At 71.8% G+C, this 22971-nt stretch carries 17 protein-coding genes; 14 read left to right on the forward strand and 3 right to left on the reverse strand.

What is annotated here, in order from left to right; all coding sequences use genetic code 11:
- Positions 1–53: 53 nt before the first annotated feature.
- The 10 genes from WMF33_RS04305 to WMF33_RS04350 all read left to right on the forward strand — a co-directional run bounded on the left by WMF33_RS04305 (position 54) and on the right by WMF33_RS04350 (position 13250).
- Positions 54–1007: a PEGA domain-containing protein gene (locus WMF33_RS04305; RefSeq protein ID WP_437335939.1), complete on the forward strand. Its 954-nt coding sequence runs from the start codon at positions 54–56 to the stop codon at positions 1005–1007.
- Between the two features lie 28 nt (positions 1008–1035).
- Positions 1036–2643 carry a hypothetical protein gene (locus WMF33_RS04310; protein ID WP_437335940.1) on the forward strand — a complete coding sequence of 536 codons (1608 nt, stop codon included), beginning with the start codon at positions 1036–1038 and terminating at the stop codon, positions 2641–2643.
- Positions 2644–3250: 607 nt separating this feature from the next.
- Positions 3251–4162 (forward strand): PEGA domain-containing protein, encoded by a 912-nt coding sequence (locus tag WMF33_RS04315; protein WP_437335941.1) that lies wholly within the window; start codon positions 3251–3253, stop codon positions 4160–4162.
- A gap of 20 nt (positions 4163–4182) precedes the next feature.
- The gene (locus WMF33_RS04320; protein ID WP_437335942.1) at positions 4183–5745 is read left to right on the forward strand and encodes a PGRS family protein; all 1563 of its coding nucleotides are present in this window, start codon (positions 4183–4185) and stop codon (positions 5743–5745) included.
- 426 nt (positions 5746–6171) lie between these two features.
- The gene (locus WMF33_RS04325; RefSeq protein ID WP_437335943.1) at positions 6172–6423 is read left to right on the forward strand and encodes a hypothetical protein; all 252 of its coding nucleotides are present in this window, start codon (positions 6172–6174) and stop codon (positions 6421–6423) included.
- 172 nt (positions 6424–6595) lie between these two features.
- Positions 6596–7417 carry a PP2C family protein-serine/threonine phosphatase gene (locus WMF33_RS04330; RefSeq protein WP_437335944.1) on the forward strand — a complete coding sequence of 274 codons (822 nt, stop codon included), beginning with the start codon at positions 6596–6598 and terminating at the stop codon, positions 7415–7417.
- A gap of 1622 nt (positions 7418–9039) precedes the next feature.
- Complete coding sequence (locus WMF33_RS04335; RefSeq protein ID WP_437335945.1) at positions 9040–9180, forward strand: hypothetical protein; 141 nt, start codon at positions 9040–9042, stop codon at positions 9178–9180.
- 214 nt (positions 9181–9394) lie between these two features.
- Positions 9395–11074 (forward strand): L-aspartate oxidase, encoded by a 1680-nt coding sequence (locus WMF33_RS04340; RefSeq protein ID WP_437335946.1) that lies wholly within the window; start codon positions 9395–9397, stop codon positions 11072–11074.
- Positions 11075–11157: 83 nt separating this feature from the next.
- A complete protein-coding gene (locus WMF33_RS04345) occupies positions 11158–12030 on the forward strand; it encodes a CPBP family intramembrane glutamic endopeptidase (RefSeq protein ID WP_437335947.1) in 873 nt (290 codons plus the stop codon).
- A gap of 143 nt (positions 12031–12173) precedes the next feature.
- A complete protein-coding gene (locus WMF33_RS04350; protein WP_437335948.1) occupies positions 12174–13250 on the forward strand; it encodes a patatin-like phospholipase family protein in 1077 nt (358 codons plus the stop codon).
- A gap of 97 nt (positions 13251–13347) precedes the next feature.
- On the opposite strand, the gene WMF33_RS04355 is transcribed toward WMF33_RS04350, so the two are convergent.
- A complete protein-coding gene (locus WMF33_RS04355; protein WP_061626685.1) occupies positions 13348–13848 on the reverse strand; it encodes a YchJ family protein in 501 nt (166 codons plus the stop codon).
- A gap of 174 nt (positions 13849–14022) precedes the next feature.
- On the opposite strand from WMF33_RS04355, the gene WMF33_RS04360 reads away from it, so the two are divergent.
- The 3 genes from WMF33_RS04360 to WMF33_RS04370 all read left to right on the forward strand — a co-directional run bounded on the left by WMF33_RS04360 (position 14023) and on the right by WMF33_RS04370 (position 18082).
- Complete coding sequence (locus tag WMF33_RS04360; protein WP_129573121.1) at positions 14023–14490, forward strand: Tudor-knot domain-containing protein; 468 nt, start codon at positions 14023–14025, stop codon at positions 14488–14490.
- A 176-nt stretch (positions 14491–14666) separates the two neighbouring features.
- A complete protein-coding gene (fusA, locus tag WMF33_RS04365) occupies positions 14667–16754 on the forward strand; it encodes an elongation factor G (RefSeq protein WP_437335949.1) in 2088 nt (695 codons plus the stop codon).
- A gap of 11 nt (positions 16755–16765) precedes the next feature.
- Complete coding sequence (locus tag WMF33_RS04370) at positions 16766–18082, forward strand: hypothetical protein (RefSeq protein WP_437335950.1); 1317 nt, start codon at positions 16766–16768, stop codon at positions 18080–18082.
- A 168-nt stretch (positions 18083–18250) separates the two neighbouring features.
- Here the strand turns inward: WMF33_RS04370 and WMF33_RS04375 are convergent, their stop codons facing one another.
- Entirely contained in the window at positions 18251–18685 is a 435-nt protein-coding gene (locus WMF33_RS04375; RefSeq protein ID WP_020732871.1) for a DUF6918 family protein, read from the reverse strand.
- A gap of 376 nt (positions 18686–19061) precedes the next feature.
- Between WMF33_RS04375 and WMF33_RS04380 the strand changes: the two genes are divergently transcribed.
- Positions 19062–20099, forward strand: a complete 1038-nt coding sequence (locus WMF33_RS04380; protein ID WP_437335951.1) for a hypothetical protein — start codon at positions 19062–19064, stop codon at positions 20097–20099.
- Positions 20100–20191: 92 nt separating this feature from the next.
- Here WMF33_RS04380 and WMF33_RS04385 read toward each other — a convergent pair whose 3' ends face one another.
- Positions 20192–22789 (reverse strand): glycoside hydrolase family 15 protein, encoded by a 2598-nt coding sequence (locus tag WMF33_RS04385; RefSeq protein ID WP_437335952.1) that lies wholly within the window; start codon positions 22787–22789, stop codon positions 20192–20194.
- Positions 22790–22971 lie beyond the last annotated feature (182 nt).

Consider the following 22971-nt stretch of genomic DNA (forward strand, 5'->3'; position numbering starts at 1 on the left):
TCTGCACACCAGTGCGAGCTGCGTGGTGTGCGGAGCTGGGTCCGTCGTCCGCCATGCCGCCGCGGAAGCACCAAGAGGCGGAGCTTCAGTCGGCGTGGGAGCTGAACCCGACGTTCGACGTGGCGTACAACCTCGGGAATACGAAGTACCAGCTGAAGAAGCACAAGGAAGCAGCGCAGTACCTGTCGCATGCGCTGAAGCACTGGCCGCTGATGAAAGCGGCGGCGAAGCTGAAGACGACGGCGGAGAAACGGCTGGCGGAGTCGCGAGCGCAGGCGGGAGCGCTGGTCGTGACGGCGGGCGCGCCGGGGGCGGAGGTGCTGGTGGACGGCAAAACCGTGGGCAAGGCGCCGCTCGAGGGGGAGGTGTTCGTCGAGCCGGGTGAGCACCGGGTCGAAGCGCGGCTCTTGGGATACGCGCCGGCGAGCCAGATGGTGAAGGTCGCGAAGGGAGGGACGGCGGAAGTGACGCTGGCGATGGTGCTGGCGAAGAGCGAGGCGCAGGAGGCGACGCCGGGAGCAAAGGCGGCGGAGGGCGCGAGCACACCGGGCGCGGAGGCCGGTGCGCCTGCGGCAGGGCTGGCGCCTGGGGCGCCGGCGGAGCCGGCATCGCCGCCGCAGCCAAGGAGCTGGGTGCCGGTGATCGCGCTGGGGGCGGCGAGCGTGGTGGGGCTCGGCGTGGGCATCGGGATGACGGTCGCGTCTCGCAACGCGCGGAGCGATGCCGATGCACAACGCGCTGCAATCTTGTCGAGGGGACCCGGGTGCGTGAATGCACCGAGTGACGTGGCGAGCGCATGCAACGCCTTCAAGGACACGGCGGGTAGCGCCGAGGCGTTCGGCACCGGCGCGCTCGTGGCCTATGTCGCGTCCGGTGCGCTGGCCGCCGGAGCAGTAACGTACGCGCTCTGGCCTCGGTCGGCCACGACGGGCAGCTCGGTCGGCATTCGACCGATCGTCTCGCTGGCGACGAGCGAGACGATGGTCGGTGTCGTTGGTGTGTGGTGAGCGGCAGCGGGAAGGAAAGGACGCGAACGTGAGAGGACATAACGGCTTCACGGCTGGCGCCATCTGCGCGGTGCTCGCAGCGGTCGGGTGCGATGCGTTATCGATCGACCTGACCGACGACCGTGAGTACACGCTGGAGAACCCGCATCACGACTGGCGCCAGGGAGAGGGAGGCGGTCCGCCGAACCCGCCGTGCGAAGCGGATCCGACCGAGAATGCGAGCACGGTGAGCGACGAGTGTGCGGTGTTCGCGAGCGCGGTCGCGGGGTCGGGCGGCGATGGGACGAAAGCGAATCCGTACGCGTCGCTCAGCGATGCTGTAGCGAACGCGAAGGGCAAGCGGGTGCTTGCGTGCGCGAGCGGAGCGTTCGAGGAGAGCGTGAGGATCGAGGCCGGGGTCGAGGTGATCGGGGGCTTCGACTGCAAGGCGGGGTGGACGTGGAGCGAGCAGGCGCGGAGCACGATCGAGGGGCGTGCGGGGGCGGCGGCGCTGACGCTGACGGAGACCGCGAGCGGGGCGAAGGTGCGGAGCTTCGCGATCCGCGCGGCGGACGCGAAGGACGCGACCGCCGAGGCGCACGCGACGGAGGCGGGAAGGTCGTCGATCGGCGTGGTGGTGGCGGACATCGAGGCGGAACTCGCGCAGGTCGACGTGACGGCGAGGGACGGGCTCGACGGGTCGAACGGAGCCACGCCGACGGAGGCGCCGCAGATCGGCGCGAGCGCGCCGGCGATGAACGCGTCGGCGGCGTGTGTAAGGGATGCAGCGGTGCACGGCGGTGACCCCGGCGAGACGACCTGCGAAGACGGCCTGACACGCGGCGGAGCCGGCGGGCCAGGCGGGATCACGGGTACCGATGACGGCAAGGGGCAGAACGGGACGGATGGCGCGCCGCCGCCGGAGCCAAACCCGGAGCAGGATGGTCTCGGCGGCGCAGGGCAGAGTGGTGGCAATTGCCGACCGGGACAGCCCGGCGCGCCTGGAACTGCCGGCGACCCTGGCGACGGGGGCAGCGACACGCAGCTGACGCTGGCCGGCATCGCCGGGGGCGACGGAGGCAACGGCGCACCCGGGAGTCGAGGTCAAGGGGGAGGAGGCGGAGGCGGAGCGAAGGCGGGGCAGTTCTGCCAGGCCATCCCGAACCCCATCGATGGTCCCGGCGCGAGCGGCGGCGGAGGTGGCGCCGGCGGTTGCGGCGGCAAGGGAGGCGGTGGCGGGAGGGCCGGCGGGTCGAGCATCGGGATCGTGAGCCTGGGGACGAAGCTGGTGCTGACGGAGGTGACCGTTGCGGTGGGCAAGGCAGGGAAGGGTGGGGACGGCGCTGGCGGAAGAGGGGGCGCCGCTGGAGGCAGCGGTGCAGCTGGGGGGGCTGCTTCGTCTCTCGGTGGATCCATCGGCTGCGATGGTGGAAGAGGCGGTCAAGGCGGAATGGGCGGTCCCGGTGCGGGCGGCCGAGGCGGTCACGCGGTGGGCATCGCCTACGCCGCTGCGCCAGGCGGAGCTGTCGAGCTGGCGAGCTTCATGCCGGGCACTGCCGGCGACGGCGGCACCACGGCGCCGGGCGGGAACGCCGGCAAGGCCGGCGAGAGCGGAGAATGTTGGAACTTCACCACCAATGCGAGCTGCGGGCAGTGAGAAGCGCGGTGTCGCCGTGTGGCAATTCCGAAGAGCGCAACGGAATGCAATCGGTCGGAGAACGAGAGCTGCGACTGATGAGCAGCTGAGCTGAAGGAGACAACAAGAAATGATTGGACGCACCCCGAGCCGGGGTGGTAGGGACTGGTTTGTCGCGGAGACGCGGCACGGTGGGCTGCCCGGCGCTGACAACCTCGCCACCGAAGAGTGGAATGCCCAAGGCGCGGGCGGACGGACCGGAGATCTGCTGAATCCTTCTGCGTCGGGCCGCGAGCGCGGATGTCATCCGACGGTCGCTGAAGGCAGCCCAGCAGCAGATCGCTCTTCCGCGGCGAGACGCTCGCGAGCCGTGGCCATGGCCGGGTGGAGGCGTCGCAGTGCAGCATCGAGAGCCATCGGCGCTCCGGAGACCCCTCCCGTCCCGCGCATAGCGCGGGACTTGGGAGGGGCGGACCGCGCGCAGGCCCGAAGGGCCGAGCACGGGCCGGGGGTGGGCATCGTCGTAGTGCTCTCTCTCCTTTTCTGCACACCAGCGCGAGCTGCGTGGTGTGCGGAGCTGGGTCCGTCGTCCGCCATGCCGCCGCGGAAGCACCAAGAGGCGGAAGCGTTGCTGCTGTCGGCGTGGGAGCTGAACCCGACGTTCGACGTGGCGTACAACCTGGGGAACACCGAGTTCCAGCTGAAGAAGCACCGAGAAGCAGCGCAGTACCTGTCGTTTGCGCTGAGACACTGGCCGCTGCTGAAGGGGGTGGCGACGCTGAAGCCGAACGCCGAGAAGTGGCTGTCGGAGTCGCGGGCGCAGGTGGGCGCGGTGGGGGTGCCCGTGACCATGGCGGGAGCGGAAGTGCTGGTGGACGGCAAGGTCACGGGCAGAGCGCCGCTCGAGGGAGAGGTGTTCGTCGAGCCAGGCGAGCACCGGGTAGAGGCGCGGCTCTCGGGGTACGAGACGGCGAGCCAGACGGTGCGCGTGGGCAACGGAGGGACGGCGAAGGTGGAGCTGGCGATGACGCTGGCGAAGAGTGAGGTGCAGGCATCGACGCCGAGCGGAACGGAGGCGGTGGGCGGGAGCGCGCCGGGGGCGGGGGCCGATGGGCCCGTGGAGAAGAAGACGCCTGCTGCGCCGGAACAGCGGCCCCAAGAGAGGAGCTGGTGGCCGGTGATCGCGCTGGGAGCCGCGAGCGCGGTGGGACTCGGCGTGGGGGTGGGGATGACGGTCGCGTCGAACAGCACGAACTCGGAAGCGCGCGCTCAACAGGACAAGATCTTCACCGCAGGTGGCGGATGCTTGGCGTCACCGTCGTTCGCAGGACAATGCGCTGAGCTTCATAACGCAGGTGAGCGCGCCGGTCGCCTGGGGGACATCGCGCTGGCGAGCTACATAGCGTCGGGCGTGCTCGCCACGGCCGCGTTGACGTACGCGCTGTGGCCAGGGAGAGGCGCGGAGAAGGCGACCGCACTGCTCGTGCTTCCGGAGCCGCGCGTGGATGGCGTCGGCGTTGTGATGGTGAGCGCATGGTGAGCCGAGCAGGAGAGCGACCGATGAGAACAATTAGGCAAGTCCTGCTGGGGTCAACTGTCGCTGTTGCGTTGATCTCCAGCGGTTGCGATGGGCTTTGGTATCACATCGAGGACGACTGCGAGCTGATGCTCACGTGCGAGAAGTACCGGGGCAGGGGCAGCGAGGTCGTGCCGTCAGGATGCGTGCCGAGCGAGATCGACGGCGCTGTGGATGACGCGTGCGGCGTGTTCGTGGCTTCGACAGGCAAGGACAGCAATGCAGGTACCCGTGCCGAGCCGGTCGCGACGCTCGCCGAAGCGCTGCGGAGGGCTGCCGACAAGCGCATGGGGGCCTACGCGTGCGCCGAAACGTTCGAGGAAGCGGTCGAGCTGCCAGCAGGCGTCAGGCTCTTCGGTGGCCTCGACTGCGCGAACGGGTGGAGCTGGATCGGCGAGGAGAAGAAGACGACCGTGGCGCCGGGCGACGAATGTATCGCGCTGAAGGTGAGGCGGGGCGCGGGCTCGGTGAGGGTCGAGGACGTGTCGGTGCACGCGGCGGATGCGCGGACGCCGGGAGCGTCGTCGATCGCGGTGCTGGTGGATGGCGCGGAGGCGGAGCTGGTGCGGTGCGAGCTGGTCGCCGGGAACGGAGCGGATGGCGCGGAGGGTGAGGATGCGCCGAGCGAGGTGCCGGCGCAGGCGTCGCCGGGGAACGCCGGAACCAATGCGTGCAGCGATCTGGACACATCAGGGGCACCCGATGAGGCGCTGCTGGGAGGAGCGCAGGTAGAAAACGCGTGCGGCGGAGATGCGCTGTCCATCGGCGGCGAAGGTGGCGCTGGCAGGGTGAACAACGGTGGCAGTGGACAGATCGGAGAGCCCGGCGCGCTCGGAGCAGCAGGATCTGGGGAGCCCGCGGCAGGCGACTGGAGCTGCGCCGCCGGTGGCACCGGCCAGGGCGGCGACAACGGCATGCCTGGTCAAGTCGGGCTCGCCGCGAGCGGCCTCGGCACGTTGAGCTCGTCGGGCTACGTGGGCGTGAGCGGTGGTGCCGGTGGAGCTGGCAAGCCAGGGCAGGGCGGAGGCGGGGGCGGGGGCGCGAAGGGCGGCGCAGCGATCTGCCCCGGCGGCGTGCGGGGAGCCGGCGCGAGCGGAGGCAGCGGTGGAGCCGGCGGCTGCGGCGGGCTGCCCGGGCAGGGCGGTGGAGCCGGCGGAGCGAGCATCGCGCTGGCGAGCGTGGAGGGAAAGGTGACGCTGAAGGACTGCGTGCTGAAGGCGGGCAACGGAGGCAAGGGAGGCGCGGGCGGCGACCTGCAGCCGGGCGGAGCCGGCGGGGTCGGCGGCGTCGGCGGCATGGGAGTCGGCATCTCCAAAAACGCGTGCGCTGGCGGTCAGGGAGGTCAAGGCGGCCCCGGCGGTCCCGGAGGAGGAGGTCGCGGCGGGCCGTCGCTGGCGATCGCATACCGGCGGGAGGCGGTGAGGCAGGAAGGGCAGACGATGCTGATGCCCGGCACGGCGAGTGCTGGGGGGCCGGGCGGAAGCAGCAACGTTGCGGAGAACGCGGGCACCGATGGCGTAAGTGCAGCAGAGCAGAAGTTTCCGTGAGCGAGCGGTGAGGTAGCGGGCGGCGTCGTGGAGAGCGCCGCTCGCACGGCCGCGGCGTGAGGGGGGCAGAAGGTGCTGGTGGTCGCGCGAGGAGCGATCGCAGGAGAGAGGTATATCCCGAGGTGTGGGCGATATGTCGAGCGTGCGCCGGAGGAAGCTCGTTCCAGCGAGAATCGCGGAAAGTGAACGCTGCCGTCGGATTTTATGATAAATCGAAAGTGTTTGTCGTAAACCAGCGAAAGGGCACTGATCTTTGGAAGAAACTGCTTGGCGAGCTCTTCCGACATCGGCAGAATCAGTGCTGCCCGATCCGAAAGAGCAGCCATGCCGATGCGCCGAAAGCCCCGCGGAGACGACGCCCCTCCCTCGGGTACGCGTCCCTGCCTGAATGGGCTGGGAGAGTGGGAGCGGAAGTGGGTACGGAAGATGGGTCTCGAGGACATCCCGTGGGATCCGGAGCGATGCTGCGAGCACTGCATCGCGGAGCGAGCGGCTCGCGGCGAGGCGGTGGAGGAGGTTGCGCCGCCGTCGGGGAGCCGACCGAAGCTGCTGCTGGGACTTGGCTGGGCGAAGACCCCGCCCGGGGCGGGCGGTCCAAAGGGGCGGAGCAAGGGCGGCGGCAAGCTGACGCTGCTGAAGCTCGTGCGCTCGCCTCGCATCGAGCGAGAGGATCCCTGAGCGGAAGACACCGTCACGAGGGGTCGGTTCGAGCGACTCGACGTTGACGAGCCAAGAGCGCTGACCGCGGACGGCAGCCGCGCTGGGCGCAGGGCTACGGATTAGGATTCGGCGCACCGCGGGCGCGGTGCGCCCTGACTCGGCTCGTCGCTGTGACGAGCGTGCGAGGTGGATGATGGTGTGCCCAACGCTCGCCATCGAGGCAGGAGCGGAAGCCCCTGTGTCGACGCGTCGTACGAGCAACGAGGAGAGCTATGGTGCATTGCCTTGCTTGGGGCTGTTCCTGGTCGCGGGTGGGGTCGGCAGCGAAGTCGCTTCGCGCACGGCCATTGAGCTGGTGCACGCAGCTGTCGACGCAGACTGTGTGGGCGAAGTTCGTGCCGATGGGATGGCTGCGCGGCAGTTCCGGGACGAGGTTCGGCTCATCATGAGCCCGCATCGGCCGAGCGGCTGTCGCGCGGAGCGCGATTGCTCGGAGCCGACGAGGTACAGCGTGCCGGCGAGCTTCGCCGGTGTGTTGCTCGCGCCGGTGGCCGCGTATATGGCCTACGCCGGCGAGATGCGCGTCTACCGATTTCGTGGCGGAAAGCTGGAGGAGCGAACGCGTGAGCACGCTACATCCGACGATGGCGCGTCGGATGGAACCATCTCGCAGGATGCGCTCGCCATGTTGAGCCAACACGCGGATACCGCGACACGTGCGCTTGGCTGCGACGCGGCGGTGGAAATGAAGACCCTGGTCGAGCGCACGGAGCCGGGCGACATCTTCCTGGTGTGCTCGGGCGGATTGTGGGGCTCGGTGCCCGAGCACCGCATCGCCGGCATCCTTGGAGCGCACCATGAGCTGCGCCTCGCGGCGAGCCTGCTGATGGAGTGCGCTCATGAGCACGGCGAGCCCGAGCACGTGACGTGCCTCTTGGCGCGCGTCGGCGATAGCCGAGGGGGAACTCACGAGGAGGAGCGGTACGCCAGCACGGGAGGGCGGCGGGGCTGAGCCCGGCGCGCCTGGAACTGCCGGCGGCCGGTATCGCGGGTGGCGACGGAGGCGACGGCGCACCCGGGAGTCGAGGTCAAGGGGGAGGAGGCGGAGGCGAGCGAAGGCAGGGCAGTTCTGCCAACCATCCCGAACCCCATCAGCCCAGGCAAGAGCGGCGTGTGCTGGAGCTTTGGTGAGCGTGAGAGCAAGAGCTGCGCGGAGCGAGAAGAACGATCTCATGCGTGGAAAATCCGTGGGCTCGACGGAATGCGCGCGATCGAGCAACGAGAGCTGCGGTCCGTGAGCTGCTGAGCTGAAGGAGGACACCAAGAAATGAGTGGACGCACCCTGCGCAGGGGTGGTACGGACTGCTTTGTCGCGGAAACGCGGCACGGTGGGCTGCTCGGCGCTTACAACTTCTCCACCACAGCGTGGAATGCCCAGGGCGCGGGCGGACGGACCGAAGATCTGCTGAACCCTTCTGCGTCGGGCCGCGAGAGCGGATGTTATCCGACGGTCGCTGAAGGCAGCCCGGCAGCAGATCGCTTTCGTGTTCTGCGAGAGCCATCGGCCATGGCTGCGGCCGGGCGGATGCGCCGCAGCGCTGACGCGAGGGTCGCCGTCGCTCCGGGAACTCCTCCCGTCGCGCGCGCAGCGCAGCGCGGGGCGTGGGAGGGCGGAGCGCGCGCGGGCACAGGAGGCCGGCAGGAAGGAGCAACGTCGCGGAGAACGCAGGCGCCGAAGCCGTAAGGGCAGTGGAGCAGGAGTTTCGTTGAGCGAGCGATGAGATAGCAGGCGGCGTCGGAGCACCGCCCGAGCCGCGGTGGAGGGGGCAGGGAGAGGTTGGTGGTGAGCGCATGAGGAGCGTCGGAGGGAAGGTACGTTCCGAGGTGTGGCGAGGTATCGCGAGGGATCCGCGGGAACTACGCTGCCGGAGAACCGCGGAAAGCGATCCTGCCGTACGATTTCGTGATAAATCGACATGGTTGAACGTAAACCATCGAAAGAGCATCGATTTCTGGAAGAAACCCCTTGGCGGGCTCTTCCGATCTCGGCAGAATCGGCGCTGCCGAAGGAGCCGCCATGTCGATGCGCCGGAAGTCCAGCCGAGACGACCTGCCTCCCTCCCGCAGGCGCCCGAGCCTGAGCGGGCTGGGGGAGTGGGAGCGGAGGTGGGTACGGAAGATGGGCCTCGACGACATCCCGTGGGATCCGGAGCAATGCTGCGAGCACTGCCTCGCAGAGCGAACAGCTCGCGGAGAGGCGGTGGAGGAGGTTGCTCCGCCATCGGGGAGCCGACCGAAGCCGCTGCTGGGCGTTGGCTGGGCGAAGGCCCCTCCCCGGACGGGGGGGCCGAAGGGGCGGAGCAAGCGCCGAGGCAAGCTGAGGCTCGTGCGCTCGATGCGTATCGAGCACAAGGATTCTTGAGGGCTTGAACGGACGGCCCCTTCATGAGGGCGCCGGTTCGAGCGAGCAGACGCTGACAACCCAGGCGCGTTGACCACCACGGCGACGGCTGCACTGTGCGCTGGCTACGAATTAGAGGCAGATTGCCCGGGGCGGGAGCGATACAGCGCGCCGGCGAGCTCGCCGGTCTGCTGCTCGCGCCGGGGGCGGCGTACATGGCATATGCTGGCGATATGCGCGTCTACCGATTGCTTTGCGACAAACTGGAGGAGCGAACGCGTGGTCTCGCGGCGCCCGACGGTGGTGTGTCGGATGAAGTCATCTCGCCGGATGTGATGGCCATGTTGATCCAGCATGCAACTGCGGCGACATGAGCGCTCGGCTGCAAGGCGGCGATCGTGCGCCGTCCCCCGCCTGCCCGTCGCCGGCGCTCCCCTCAGCACGGCTCCCTCGGTGCGGCGCCCGCCCGGCCCCCGGCGCCCGCCCGGCCCCCGGCGCCCGCCCGGCATCCGGCCGCAGCGCCGTCACGTGCAGGACGCGCACCACGGCCTACCTTCGGACGCCCCGCTCCTGCTACCCTGCCGGGCCGTGGCGATTACGACCGATTTCCTCGTCATCGGCAGTGGTGTGGCCGGGCTTACATTTGCGCTCGAGGCGGCCGAGCACGGCGAGGTGATCGTCGTCACCAAGCGCTCGCGCGACGAGTCCAACACGAAATACGCTCAGGGAGGCATCGCCGCGGTCTTCGCGCCGGACGACTCCGCCGAGGCGCACATCGCCGACACCCTCGAGGCGGGCGCGGGCCTCTGCCACGACGTGGTCGTCGAGATCTGCGCGCGCGAAGGCCCCGAGCGGGTGCGCGAGCTCATCGCGCGGGGCGCCCAGTTCGACCACGAGAACGGTCAGGTGCGCCTCGGGCGCGAGGGCGGGCACTCCGCGCGGCGGATCGTGCACGCCGCCGACGCCACCGGCCAGGAGATCGAGCGCGCGCTCCTCGAGCAGGCCCGGCAGAACCCGAACATCCGCTTCGCCGAGCACCACACGGCGATCGACCTGATCCCGCTCTCCCGCTTCGGCGGGCCGGACGTCTGCGCCGGCGCCTACGTGCTCGACGAGACCGACGCCGCCCTCAACCCGGCGCCGCGGCCGCGCGACTCGGAGCGGCCCGCGCCCCGCCACCGCCCCGCCTCGAAGCCGCACGTCGTCGAGACCTACCTCGCGCGGGCGACCGTGCTCGCCACCGGCGGCGCGGGCAAGGTCTACCTCTACACGACGAACCCCGACGTCGCGACGGGCGACGGCGTCGCCATGGCCTACCGCGCCGGCGCCGAGATCGCGAACATGGAGTTCTACCAGTTCCATCCGACGTGCCTGTTCCACCCGGAAGCGAAGAGCTTCCTCGTCAGCGAGGCGCTGCGCGGCGAGGGCGCCATCCTCCGCCTGCCGGACGGCACGGCCTTCATGGCGAGCCACGACCCGCGCAAGGACCTCGCGCCGCGCGACATCGTGGCGCGCGCGATCGACTTCGAGATGAAGCGGACCGGCTCGGACTACGTGCTGCTCGACATCACCCACCGGCCGGCCAGCTTCGTCCGCGAGCACTTCCCCACCATCTACGCGCAGTGCCTCCGCTACGGCATCGACATCACCGCGCAGCCGATCCCCGTCGTGCCGGCCGCCCACTACATGTGCGGCGGCGTCACCACCGACCTCTACGGCAGGACCACGATCCCCGGCCTCTGGGCGATCGGCGAGTGCACGTGCACCGGCCTCCACGGCGCGAACCGGCTCGCCTCGAACTCGCTGCTCGAGGGGCTCGTCTTCGGCCACCGCGCGGCCGCGCGCCTCTCCACGCAGATCGACGAGCTCCGGCAGAGCCCGTTCCCGTCGGTCCCCGAGTGGCAGGCCGGCAACGCGGTCGCGAGCGACGAGGAGGTCGTCGTCGCCCACAACTGGGACGAGCTGCGCCGGACCATGTGGAACTACGTCGGCATCGTCCGGTCCGACGCCCGCCTCCGCCGCGCCGCCCGGCGGATCGCCCTGCTCCAGGAGGAGATCCGCGAGTACTACTGGAAGCACCTCGTCACGCGGGATCTGCTCGAGCTGCGCAACATCGCCACCGTGGCGGAGCTCATCGTCGGCTGCGCCGCCGCCCGGCACGAGAGCCGGGGGCTGCACTCGACCATCGACTACCCGGAGACGAACGATCGCCTCTCCACGGACACGGTCGTGAAGCGGGGTGTGCTGCCTCATCTGCGAGGTCGATGAGCGATCCGCGCAGCGCCGCCCAGCCTCCGCCCAGCGGCGGAGCGGAGGGCCCGCTCGTCCATCGCGGCCGCGGGGAGCGATCGATGTCGGTCCTCGCGGCGGCCGGCTGGACGGCGGCCGTCACCTTCGTCTTCGTGTGCCTGCTCGGCGCGCTCGCCCTGCTCCGGCCGGCGCCGGGCGGCGCGGCCGGCTCGCCCCCGCCGGCGCCGAGGCTCGACGTGGTCGGCAGCTTCGCGTGCCAGGCCGCCGCGTACCTCCTCGGGCTCCTCGGCGTGCGCCGCGTCCACGCGCCGCGCGCGAAGGCCCGCGAGCTCCTCGGGGTGCGCGGGACGCACGCGGCGTTCTACCCGCTCGCGGTCGCGCTCGGCTTCGCGCTCGAGCCGCCCATCACCGCCCTCTACGAGGCGATCGAGCGGCGCTTCCCGTCGGGGATCAGCGACGCCCGGCTCGTCCAGACGTTCGTGGAGGCGAGCGCGCTCGATCGGATCGCGTTCGGCCTCATCTTCATCGCGCTCGGCCCCGCCCTGGAGGAGGCCTTCTTCCGCGGGGCGCTCGCCCGCCCGATGCGCCTCGCGCACGGCGCCCCGGTCGTGGTCGCGACCACGGCCGCGCTCTTCGGGGCGGCCCACGGCGAGTGGCAGAAGCTCTTGCCGATCGCGCTCTTCGGTGTGGCCCTCGGCGTCGTCCGGGTCGCGAGCGGCTCGCTGCTGCCGCCCATCCTGATGCACGGGACCTACAACGCGATCCAGTGCTTCGCGCTCCTCTCCGCCGGGGGCGCGGGCCCCGTCGACGAGGTGCCCGCCGCTGCCGGCGCGGCGCTGCCGGAGACCGCGTCGCTCCCGGGGTGGCTCGTGGCGGCGAGCTCCGCCAGTGCGCTTGTGTTGACCGCGCTCGCCTGCGCCCTCGGCAACCGCGCCGAGGGGGCGGCCCGCGCGAGGGAAGAGGACCTCCGATGATGCCGGCGTTCGAGAGCCAAGGCGGCGGCGCGAGCCGAACCGCGCAGATCGCAGCGGGGGACGGCGAAGGCCGCGCCCCCGCGACCGTGGAAGCGAACGGCGGGGGCCGCGCGGCCCCTCGCCGCGAGGGGAGGCGGGCCCGCGTGAGCCTCTGCCTCCCGGGGGGCGGCCTGACGGGCGCGCTCTACCAGATCGGGGCGCTGGCGGCCCTCGAGGACGGGGTCGAGGGGATCGACAACCAGAGCTTCTCGCTCTACCTCGGGCACGGCAGCGGCGCCGCGGTGGCCGCGGCCCTCGCCGGCGGCATCCCGACCGAGCGGCTCTACCGCGCCCTGCTCGATCCGGTCGACAACTTCTTCCCGCTGGAGCGCGGCCACCTCCTGCACCTCGACGTCGGCGAGTGGCGCCGCGCGCTCACCACCAGCCTGGTCGCGCTCCGCCACGCGATCGTCCGGCTCTCGACCCGGGGCGACGCGACCCCGAACGCGCCGGCGCAGCAGTACCTCTTCGAGCAGCTCGATCGCTTCAACGACTCGCTCCCCGCGGGCCTGTTCCAGCTCGATCGCTACGAGCGGTTCCTCGCCGAGTTCTTCCTGCGGCGCGGCATCCCGAACTCGTTCCGCGCGATGCCGCGGACGCTGCGCATCCCGACGTACGACCTCGACTCGGGCGAGCGGGTGATCTTCGGCGCCGAGGGGTTCGACGACGTCCCCGTGTCGCTCGCCTGCGCCGCGTCGATCGCGCTGCCGCTGTTCTTCTCGCCGGTGCGCATCGACCACCGGCACTACCTCGACGGCGGGCTCGGCCACGTGGCGCACCTCGACTTCGCGCAGGCCGCCGGGGCGGAGCTCACGATCATCGTGAGCCCGCTCGTGCCGGTCTCCACGGCGCACCGCCCGGTCCCGACCGGCCACGGCGTGCGCGAGAGCGTGCGCGACAAGGGCATGCTGTGGATCTTCAACCAGGCGATGCGGATCGGCGCGCACGCGCGGCTCCACCAGGCGGTGGGACGGACGCTCGCCGAGGGCAAGATGCAGGTCCTGGTGCTCGAGCCCGCGCCGAACGACGCGCTCTTGTTCCTCCACAACCCGGCCAACCTGCGCGCGCGGCGCGCCATCCTCGAATACGCCTACCGCACGACGCGCGAGCGCATCGCGGTGTGGATGGAGAAGAACCGCGCGGTGGTCGAGGCGGTGGGGTGGCACGAGGCGCGCGCCTAGGGCACGGCGGCTGGCTGAGGCGCGACGGCCGGCTGCCGGCGCGGCGGCCAGCTGCCGGCGCGGCAGCCGACCGGGGCGCGCCCGGCCGGGAGCGCGGTCAGGCGACCAGCGACGAGAAGCGGGCGATCGTCAGCTCGTCGGGCGGGACGCTGATGCGGGCCCGCGGGATGGCCACGCCATGGAGGTAGCGCCAGCCCTCGCCGTCGTGGAGGAAATCGGAGAGCTCGATGAACGAGCGGTCCGCGCCCGCCTCGAAGATCTTGGCGAGGAACAGCACCGACGCGGAGTCGCCGCCCTGCAGGCTGTCGAGGATCTTCAGGCCCCGGTACCGGTGGTGGTGGGTCGTCGCCTTGAGCTCGCGGAGCACCTCGTCCCTGTCGCGCCCTCGGTCGATGTGGCCCATGTGCAGCGTCCGCCAGAGGTAGGCGGCGTCTCCGACCGCGAAGGCGGCGTACCTCGAGCGCATCAGCGCCACGGCGTCCGGCGCCTCGCGATCCCCCAGGTGGCAGGGGGCGCAGCACTCGCGGTACGCGCGCCCCGAGCCGCACGGGCACGGGCGGGAGAGGCTCCCCGTGCCAGGACGAACATCTCGGGCCATGGGCGTCCCTCTACACGGGTTCGCTCCGCGCGGCAGCGCCCGGCGTCACCGGCGCGGCGCGCAGCAGGGCGACGCCGGCGCCCTCGGGCCGGCCCCCCTTCGCGGGGCGTCGCCGCCCCCGGGCGCGAACCCCCTTGCAGGGCGCCGGGGAGGGCGGTAAGGCGGGCGAGACGTATGCCCGCAGCGCGCGCTCACGCTGCGGCCCTCCTCCTGGCCTTTGCCCTGGTTCTGGGGGGCTGTAAGCGCCAATACGCTATCGGCGACGACGTCCTCGTGTCGTGGGAGGGGAACGACTACCCGGCCAAGGTCATCGAGGTCGTGGGGCCGACGAAGTTCAAGGTCCACTACCAGGGGTACGATGACATCTGGGATGAAGTTGTACCGCGAGAGCGGATCCGCGGCTTCGTCGACCGGGACGTCGTCCACCCTCCGCCGCCGCCGAAGGTCCGGAGCAAGGGGCTGCAGGCTTCGCAGACCAACCTCTACAAGATCGGCGACAGGGTGCGCGTCGAGTGGCACGGGCAGATGTACCCGGCCGTCGTCACCGGCATCGTGGGGCAGGAGCGCTACCGCATCCACTACGACGGCTACGGACCGGAGTGGGACGAGACCGTCGGACTTTCCAGGATCCAGGCCAAGTAGTTGAAATGATCGCGAAGGATCATTTTCCCCCTGGCGCTTGGGATGGGGCCGAATTAAGAGCCGCGCCGAATTTCTGACTGGGCGATCGCAAGAGTGCGCCCGCCCGGCTGAGGTTCATTGCGTGCCGCACGCCCTCCACGGGCACGCCCTCACGGGTGCGCGGCGGGGAGCCTTCTGTGATCAGCGATCTGTCGAAGCTGCGCAACATCGGGATCAGCGCCCACATCGATTCGGGCAAGACGACGCTGACCGAGCGCATCCTGTTCTACACCAAGCGGATCCACGCCATCCACGACGTCAAGGGCAAGGACGGCGTCGGCGCGAAGATGGACTCGATGGACCTCGAGCGCGAGCGCGGGATCACCATCCAGTCCGCGGCGACGCACTGCTTCTGGAACGGGCACCAGATCAACGTGATCGACACGCCCGGGCACGTGGACTTCACGATCGAGGTCGAGCGCGCGATGCGCGTGCTCGACGGGGCGATCCTGGTGCTCTGCGCCGTCGCCGGCGTGCAGAGCCAGTCGCTCACCGTCGATCGCCAGATGCGCCGCTACGGCGTGCCGCGCATCGCGTTCGTGAACAAGTGCGACCGCGCCGGCGCGAACCCGCTGCGGGTCCGCGCGCAGCTGCGCGAGAAGCTCAACCTGAACCCGGTCCTCCTGCAGCTGCCGATCGGGCTCGAGGACAAGTTCGAGGGCGTCGTCGACCTCGTCACGCTGAAGTCCTACCGGTTCGAGGGCTCGAACGGCGAGAAGATCATCACCGGCGACGTCCCGGCCGACATGGCGGACGAGGTGAAGGCGGCGCGCGAGGAGATGCTCGACGCGCTCTCGATGTACTCCGACGAGCTCACCGAGGCGATCCTCGAGGAGCGCGTCACCGAGGAGCTCCTGTACAAGACGATCCGCGAGTCGACCGTGAAGCTCCAGATCGTCCCGGTGATGATGGGGTCGGCCTACAAGAACAAGGCCGTGCAGGTCCTGCTCGACGCCGTGACCCGCTTCCTGCCGAACCCCGGCGACATCACGAACAAGGCCGTCGACCTCGACAAGGACGAGGCCGTGGTCACGCTGGCGAGCGACTCGGACAAGCCGCTCGTGATGCTCGCGTTCAAGCTCGAGGACGGCCGCTTCGGCCAGCTCACGTACCTCCGGATCTACCAGGGCAGCGTCTCCCGCGGGGTCGAGATCACGAACACCCGCACGGGCAAGCGCCACAAGGTCGGCCGGCTCGTCCGCATGCACGCGGACGAGATGGAGGACATCGAGGGCGCGAGCGCGGGCGACATCGTCGCGATGTTCGGCATCGACTGCAACTCCGGGGACACCTTCACGGACGGGAGCGTGAGCGTCGCGATGACGTCGATGCACGTGCCCGCCCCGGTCATCTCGCTGACCGTGACGCCCAAGGACAACAAGTCCCAGGCGAACATGTCGAAGGCGCTGCGCCGCTTCACGAAGGAGGACCCGACCTTCCGCGTCGGGGCGGATCCGGAGAGCGGCGAGACGATCATCGAGGGCATGGGCGAGCTCCACCTGGACGTGTACATCGAGCGCATGAAGCGCGAGTACTCGGCCGAGGTCATCACGAGCCCGCCGCGCGTCGCCTACCGCGAGACGATCACGCGCAAGGTCGACTTCAACTACACGCACAAGAAGCAGACCGGCGGCTCGGGCCAGTACGGCAAGGTCGGCGGCTACATCGAGCCGTGGACCGAGGCGCCGTACCGGTTCGACGATCAGGTCGTCGGCGGCGCGATCCCGCGCGAGTTCATCCCGGCGGTCGACAAGGGCTTCCAGTCGATGCTCCCGAAGGGGCAGCTCATCGGCGCGCCGGTCACGGGCGTGTCGGTCACGCTGAACGACGGCGCGGCCCACTCGGTCGACTCGTCGGACATCGCCTTCCAGGAGGCCGCGCGCGGCGCCTGGCGCGAGACGTACCCCAAGGCCGGCCCGCAGATCCTGGAGCCGCTGATGAAGGTCGCCGTCGAGGGGCCGAGCGAGTTCCAGGGCGGCATCGTCGGCATCCTCATGCAGCGGCGCGGCATCATCGTCGGTTCGACCGAGGCGGACGGCTTCTGCCGCGTCGAGGCGGAGGTGCCCCTCTCCGACATGTTCGGCTTCTCGACCATCCTTCGTTCTGCGACCCAGGGCAAAGCCGAGTTCACGATGGAGTTCTCGCGCTATGCTCCTCTTCCGGCGGCGCTCTCGGAGGAGCTCATCAAGAAGTACCGGGAGGAGCAGGCCAAGAAGGCCAAGTGAGGGGGGTCGGCATGTACCGCAAAGAGGTGAACGAGCGGAGCCCGATGCGGGTCTTCGAGGGGTCGATGCACGGCGGTCTCGGCCGCGGCAACGTCGGCGTCATCGTCTCTCGGCCCGGCGTGGGCAAGACGGCGTTGCTCGTGCAGATCGCGCTCGACGATCTGCTCCGGGATCGCAGGGTCCTGCACATCTCGCACGAGAACGCGGTCGACCACGTCCGCGCGTACTACGACGAGATCTTCCACGACCTCGCGCAGTCGATGCGGCTCGAGGAGCCCGAGGCCGTCCGGCTCGAGGTCGAGCGGCACCGGCAGATCTACTCGCACCTCGGTCACGTGAAGGCGCCGCCCGACTCGCCCGAGCAGGCGGCGCGGCTGTGGGTCGAGAAGATGCTCGAGACGGTGGCGTTCGCGCGCGGCGTCGCCCACTTCGAGCCCGACGTGATCATCGTCGACGGCTTCGACGTGGCGGTCGCGTCCGAGCAGGCGATGGAGGCGCTCGGCCGCCTCGCCAAGGAGCGCTCCGCCGAGGTCTGGATCGCGGCGCAGGTCGACGAGGCGGGCGCCCCGGGCAAGCTGCCGGCGGCGCTCGAGAAGATCGAGCGCCACCTCAGCGTCGTCGTCTACCTGCAGCCGGAGCGCGACGTCGTCCGCCTGCGGCTGCTCAAGGACCACGGCAACAAGGACCTCGCCGATCTCCACCTGCGCCTCGATCCCCACTCGATGCGGGTCATCGACGAGGACGTGCGCCCCCCCTCGGAGCGGCCGAAGGACCCGCGGAAGTTCCGCCTGCACTCGGGCGGGGCCAAGGGGGCCGAGGCCGAGTTCGGCGAGTGCGCCGAGCGGTACGGGGTGCAGGAGCTGAACTACAGCTTCGAGGGCCACCGGCTCCTCGAGCGCCAGCGGGGCGTCGTCGTGCTCGGCGACGACGAGCTGCGTAAGGGCGACTTCAGCCTCGTCTACGTGTCGCGGCGCCTCGGCCGCGTGCTCAGCGAGATCCCGCTCGTGCGCAACATCCTCCAGACGATCTGGCACCAGATCAACGCGGCCAGCCAGGTCTTCGTCGTGGGGACGCTCCAGGACGACGGCACGGTGCGCGGCGGCACCGGCTGGGGCGCGGAGCTCGCGCGGCTCTGGAAGAAGCCGCTGTTCGTCTACGATCAGGAGAAGCGCGGCTGGTTCCGCTGGAGCGGCACGGCCTGGGAGATCGCGCGGCAGCCGAGCATCACCAGCGAGAACTTCGCCGGCATCGGCACGCAGGATCTCAACGACGCCGGCCGCGAGGCCATCCGCGATCTCTTCGCGCGGAGCTTCGGCGCGCCCGACTGAGACGCGCGCGGAGCGCTCCCCGACCTCCCGCGCGCGCTTCGGCGCGCCGGCTCAGCCGGCGCGCGGAGCGCTCCACCGTCCCCCCTCCGACATCTTCCGCTCTCACGAGGCGCGCCGGCGGCGCTGCGGCGCGCAGCAGGCCTGCGCGGGCCTGCTGCGCCGGGCCGCTCAGGACGCGTGCTTCTGGATCAGCTGGGACAGGCGGGGGACGGCGTCCTCGACGTTCTTCTTCGCCGAGCCGCGCAGCTTCTCGTAGGTGCCGCGCACCACGCCGCTCGTCGACGTCTTCGCCTTCTCATCGGTGACGCTGAGGAGCGCGTCGGCGACCCGCGAGCGGTTCGTGGTCAGGTACGAGCTCGCATTGCCGCTGCGCGTGGCCTCGGCCCAGAGGGGATCGAGCTTCGCGGCGAACTCGGGCAGGAGCTTCTCGACCACCTGGGCGATGAAGCCGGGCTTGATGCCCTTCACGGCCGCGTAGCCAGCCTTGACCGCCAGGCCGGAGAGCCCGCCCTTCGAAGCCACCTCCTCGTCGACCAGCGTGCAGCAGTCGGCGATGACCTGTGATTTCTTGTTCGCATCGAGCAGCGTTTCGCTGAGACCCATTCTCGAACTCCTCCGGGCGCTTCGGAGGCCGGACGTGGCCCCCCAGACCCATGTCAGCGTGACCCCCGGCAGGGAGCCCCGACCCCGTCGAGCGGACCTCCGGCCCGCTCCCGACCACATCGAAGCGCGGCTCTTACCACAGCGGCTCAGAGGCAGGGATCGCAAGCGCCCACCCGGGAATCCTTCGGTCCAGGACGGTTCGCGCACCTCCTCGACCGTCCAGGATGACAACCCATCGCGCGTCCCGCGCTCGATTCCCGGGCAGACCCCATGCACGGCCGGCCCGAGCACGCCATACTCTCGATGTAATTTAGATCACAAAGTACGACGTGGCGGGCTCTCGGCGCCGTCACGGTGCGAGGCCTGCGGGGGGCTCATGGACGTCTACTGCGAAGTCTGCGGAATCGTCACCACGGTCTCGGGCGGCGCGCGCGGCGGGGCTGCGATCGAGTGCCGCATCTGCGGCGGCGCGATGGTCGGCGCGCGGGGGAGGGGCACGGCCGGGATGCCGGCGGCGGGCGCCGGGGCGCGCTCGAGCCGGCCTCCCCCCCCGCTCCGGCGGTCGAGCGCGCCGCCGGTGCCGCGGCACGACGACGACCCCACGATGATGGATCTCCGGTCGCTCGCCCTGAAGTCGTTCCTCGCGACCGATCCCGCCCCCCGGACGGCGGCGGCGCCGGCGGAGAACTCGCCGCCGCCGGGGGGCCTGACGGGGTTGGCGGCGGGGCGGGTCGCGGCGTCGACGCCGGTCGCGGTCGATGCGCCGCCGAGCGTGACGGATGTGCTGCGGGTTTACGGCGCGCTCGCGCCGGTCGCGGCGCCCTCGGAGGCGCGGCGCCGGGCCCGCGTGCGCGCGCTCGTGGCGGCGTCGGCGGCCGGCGCGCTGGCGATCGCCGTGCTGGTCGCGCTGGTCGTCGTCCGCCAGCGGCCCCGCGCGCCCGAGGACGCTCTGCTGCCCGCCGCGCAGCGCGGCGTCTCCCGGGCTGGGGAGATCGCGCGCGAGGTGAGCGCGCCGGCCGATGCGCCCGGGCAGCCCGGCGCAGCGTCGCGCGGGAGCGAGGCGCTGGCGCCTGCGTCCGGCGAGGCCGGCGCAGCGGAGCGCGGCGCGGCTGCGGCGCCGGCCGCCGCGGCCAGGGCCGGGGCGAGCGCGGCCTCCGGCGCGGACGCCCGCACGGCCTCCAGCGCAGGCGTCCGCGCCCTCGCCGCGGCCGGCGCGCGCGCGGCGTCCGCGTCGGGAGCTCGCGCCCGGCCTGCGCGCCCGCCGGCGCCGCCGCCCGCGCCGCCCGCGTCCGAAGAGGCGCCGCGGCCGGCGCCGCCCGTGTCGCTCACCGACGCGATGGCCGCCGCCGTCGCCGGCACCCCGCCGCCCGCGGCCGCGCAGCCGGAGCGCCAGGAGGACCAGAGCGAGGAGTAACCCGCGAGGCGCTTTGGGCGAGCGTCATCGCCGCGCGCGCGGCGGGCGTCAGCGTTGCGCGCGGCGGGCGTCAGCGTTGCGCGCGGCGGGCGTCAGCGTCGCGCCCTCCCGCGCCGCCGTCGCGCGAGGGCGGCCGCGGCCACGGCCGACGCGAGCAGCGGCCAGCGCGCCGCGCCCTCCGTGGTCGCGAGGCGGCAGCCGCAGCCGGCGTCGTCCTGGATGCCGCCGCCGCCGCCGCCGTTGCCGCCTCCGCCGTTGCCGCCTCCGCCGTTGCCGCCGCCTCCGCCGTTGCCGCCGCCTCCGCCGTCACCGCCTCCGACGCCCGCAGCGCCGGCGCCTCCGGCGCCCGCAGCGCCCGCCCCGCCGTAGCCGGCGCTGCCGCTCGAGGGGCCGCCCCCGGCCCCGGTCACGTCGGTGGGGCCCTCGTCGAAGTACGCGCCGCACGCCGGCCCGGCGACCAGCCCGTCGCGCGCCGCGAGCGCGAGCGCGTAGACGCCCGCGCCGAACCCGATCATCGGCGCGTTGAACTTGTAGGCGCCGCTCGTCTCGTCATACGTCTCCGCGATCGCGAGGTAGTTCGCGGACGACTGGTCGAGCACCCACCGGAGCAGCCGGTCCGAGCGCGCCTCGTCCCCCATGAGCCGCGCGGCGACCGCGCCGCGCAGATCGGTCACGACCCACTCGGCGCTGTCGTACTCGCTGCCCCAGGGGCTCAGGTCGGTCGCGCCCGCGTGATCGAAGCGATCGTCGTTCCGGGACCACCCGGCGCCCGCGGGGACGCGCAGGTGCTCGTCGAGCCCGGCGAGCGTGGCGGCGGCGATGCGGCCCCGCGGATCGAACAGGCCCATCGCGATCCCCTCGAGCACCGCCGCGTCCCAGTAGCCCGCGCCCGCCTCGAGCTCCTCCAGGCTCGCGGCGAGCGCGCCCGAGGCGTCCGTGAGCCGCGCGGCGATCGCGGCGCGCAGCCGGTTCGCGGCGTCGCGGTACCCCGCGGCCCGCCCCGCCTCGCCGCGCCGCGCCGCGATGTCCGCCGCGTCGCACAGGCCGCGCGCCGCGGTGATGCTCGTGTACGCGAAGGAGCGCTCGCGCCCGTTCCAGTGGGTCTCCCAGATCGACGAGTCCTTCCGGACGAGGCCGGTGTCCGGGTCGATCAGCGCGACGAGCGCGTCCGCGACCTTCGCCGACGCTTCGGCCCAGCGCTCGTCCACGAACGCCGTGTCGCCGGTGAGCTCCTCGTAGCGGCGCAGCGCCCAGAGGAACAGGCCGAACCCGTCGAACTCGAGGTTCGGGCCGAAGTCGTTGACGTCGGTCTCCTCGACCCCGAAGCCGTGATAGCGCACCAGGCTGATCTGGTAGGGCGGCATGTCGTACGACGCGAGCTCGTTCCAGCGCTGGAAGCGCCCCGCCTCCGCGTCGAGGTAGTAGCTCAGCGCGTCGCGCGCCTCGGCCTGCATGCCGAGGGCCGCCATCGCCACCGTGGCGTAGGCGCCGTCGCGGATCCAGGCGACCGTCCACTCGCCCGGCGGGAGGCTCGCGAGCACCGCGCCGCGGCCGCGGTGGGCGACCGTCGCCGGCAGCGCCGCGGGCTCGCCGCCGAGCGTCGTGCCGAAGCGCGTGGCGCGCCGCTCCTGGTCGCGCGTCAGGTGCTCGCGCAGGAAGGCGTGGCTCTCGCGCGACTGCGCCATCCGGAGCATCACGGCCGACTGCCGGAGCAACGCCGTCTCCTCGGGCGTCGCCGTGGGCGGCACCTTCACCGAGCCCTGGAACGCGCGGTACGCGGCGATCTCGCCCGCGACCACCTCGGCCGCGCCCTTGTCGCCGACGTACGCGTCGAGGGCGCCCTGCACGAGCGGATCCGCCGCGCCCGAGGGGTCGCCGTGGTGCGCGAACGCCACGCCGACCCACCGCGCCTCGCCGGGCGCGATGCTGCCGAGGTCCCACTGGAACGCGCTCACCGATCCGTCCGAGGTCGGCGCGACCCCCTCGAGGTCCGGGAGGTCGGCGACGGCGCCGCTCGCGACGATCCGGTAGACGTTGAGGTCCGCCGGGCTGCTCGCGCTCGACGCGCCGTGGCGCGCGACGGGCTCGAGCGCGCGGGCGGCGACAACGCCGGCGAAGGCGCGCTCGAGGAAGTCGCGCCGGCCGTCGCTCGCGTCGTAGGCGACGGTCTCGCCCGACTCGCCGATGTCGGCCATGACGCCCGGGCGCCCGAAGCCGAGGTGGAAGTTGTGCAGCGAGAACGCCGACACGCCCTCCGCCGGCGCGTCGCCCCGGTTCTCGACGCGCATCGCCATCACGAACCCCGCCTGCGCGAGGCCCTGCGGCGCGAAGAAGAACTGCGCGCACTCGAGGTTGCCGACCCGCTGGACCATCGTGACGACGCCCGTGCCGCCGCGCTCCCCGCCAGTCCAGCCGGCATAGCCGCTCGCGTCGAGATCGACCGGGACGTCGGTCAGCCAGCGCTGCCTGCCATCGGAGCGCAGCCCGAAGTACGCGTCGTAGAGCAGGTCGCGCGTGGCCACGGCCTGCGGCTGGTTGCCGACCCAGACCTCCGCGCCGCGCTCGTCGAGGAGCGGCTCCTCGGTGGCGAACAGGTGCTCGCGGAAGTGGGTGAGCCTCGCCGCGCCCAGATCGAGGAGCACCGCGCCGAACCCGTTCGACGAGGGCAGCCGGAAGAACGTGCGCCGCACCGGCGCCTCGGCCTGCGCCGCGCCGGGGGCCGCGACCGCCGCCGCGGCGCCGAGCGAGAGGAGCGCGGCGCCGAGCGCATGGAGGGCGCCACGGGCGGCGCGAGGCGGGGCGCTTCGTTGGTGCCCAAAATATTCCCGTGCCGGGGGCCGGCGATGCATCCGCGGCACTTTACAGGAATGGC

The organism is Sorangium sp. So ce394 (assembly GCF_051474665.1).
Classification (GTDB): Bacteria; Myxococcota_A; Polyangia; order Polyangiales; family Polyangiaceae; genus Sorangium; species Sorangium cellulosum_D.

Bases quoted from the DNA above. Each gene is read 5' to 3' on its own strand.
- WMF33_RS04375 (WP_020732871.1), bottom strand. From the start codon at position 18,685: ATGGGTCTCAGCGAAACGCTGCTCGATGCGAACAAGAAATCACAGGTC.
- WMF33_RS04380 (WP_437335951.1), top strand. From the start codon at position 19,062: ATGGACGTCTACTGCGAAGTCTGCGGAATCGTCACCACGGTCTCGGGC.
- WMF33_RS04320 (WP_437335942.1), top strand. From the start codon at position 4,183: ATGAGAACAATTAGGCAAGTCCTGCTGGGGTCAACTGTCGCTGTTGCG.
- WMF33_RS04325 (WP_437335943.1), top strand. From the start codon at position 6,172: ATGGGTCTCGAGGACATCCCGTGGGATCCGGAGCGATGCTGCGAGCAC.
- WMF33_RS04355 (WP_061626685.1), bottom strand. From the start codon at position 13,848: ATGGCCCGAGATGTTCGTCCTGGCACGGGGAGCCTCTCCCGCCCGTGC.
- WMF33_RS04370 (WP_437335950.1), top strand. From the start codon at position 16,766: ATGTACCGCAAAGAGGTGAACGAGCGGAGCCCGATGCGGGTCTTCGAG.
- WMF33_RS04360 (WP_129573121.1), top strand. From the start codon at position 14,023: ATGCCCGCAGCGCGCGCTCACGCTGCGGCCCTCCTCCTGGCCTTTGCC.
- WMF33_RS04305 (WP_437335939.1), top strand. From the start codon at position 54: ATGCCGCCGCGGAAGCACCAAGAGGCGGAGCTTCAGTCGGCGTGGGAG.
- WMF33_RS04345 (WP_437335947.1), top strand. From the start codon at position 11,158: ATGTCGGTCCTCGCGGCGGCCGGCTGGACGGCGGCCGTCACCTTCGTC.
- WMF33_RS04330 (WP_437335944.1), top strand. From the start codon at position 6,596: ATGATGGTGTGCCCAACGCTCGCCATCGAGGCAGGAGCGGAAGCCCCT.
- WMF33_RS04335 (WP_437335945.1), top strand. From the start codon at position 9,040: ATGCGCGTCTACCGATTGCTTTGCGACAAACTGGAGGAGCGAACGCGT.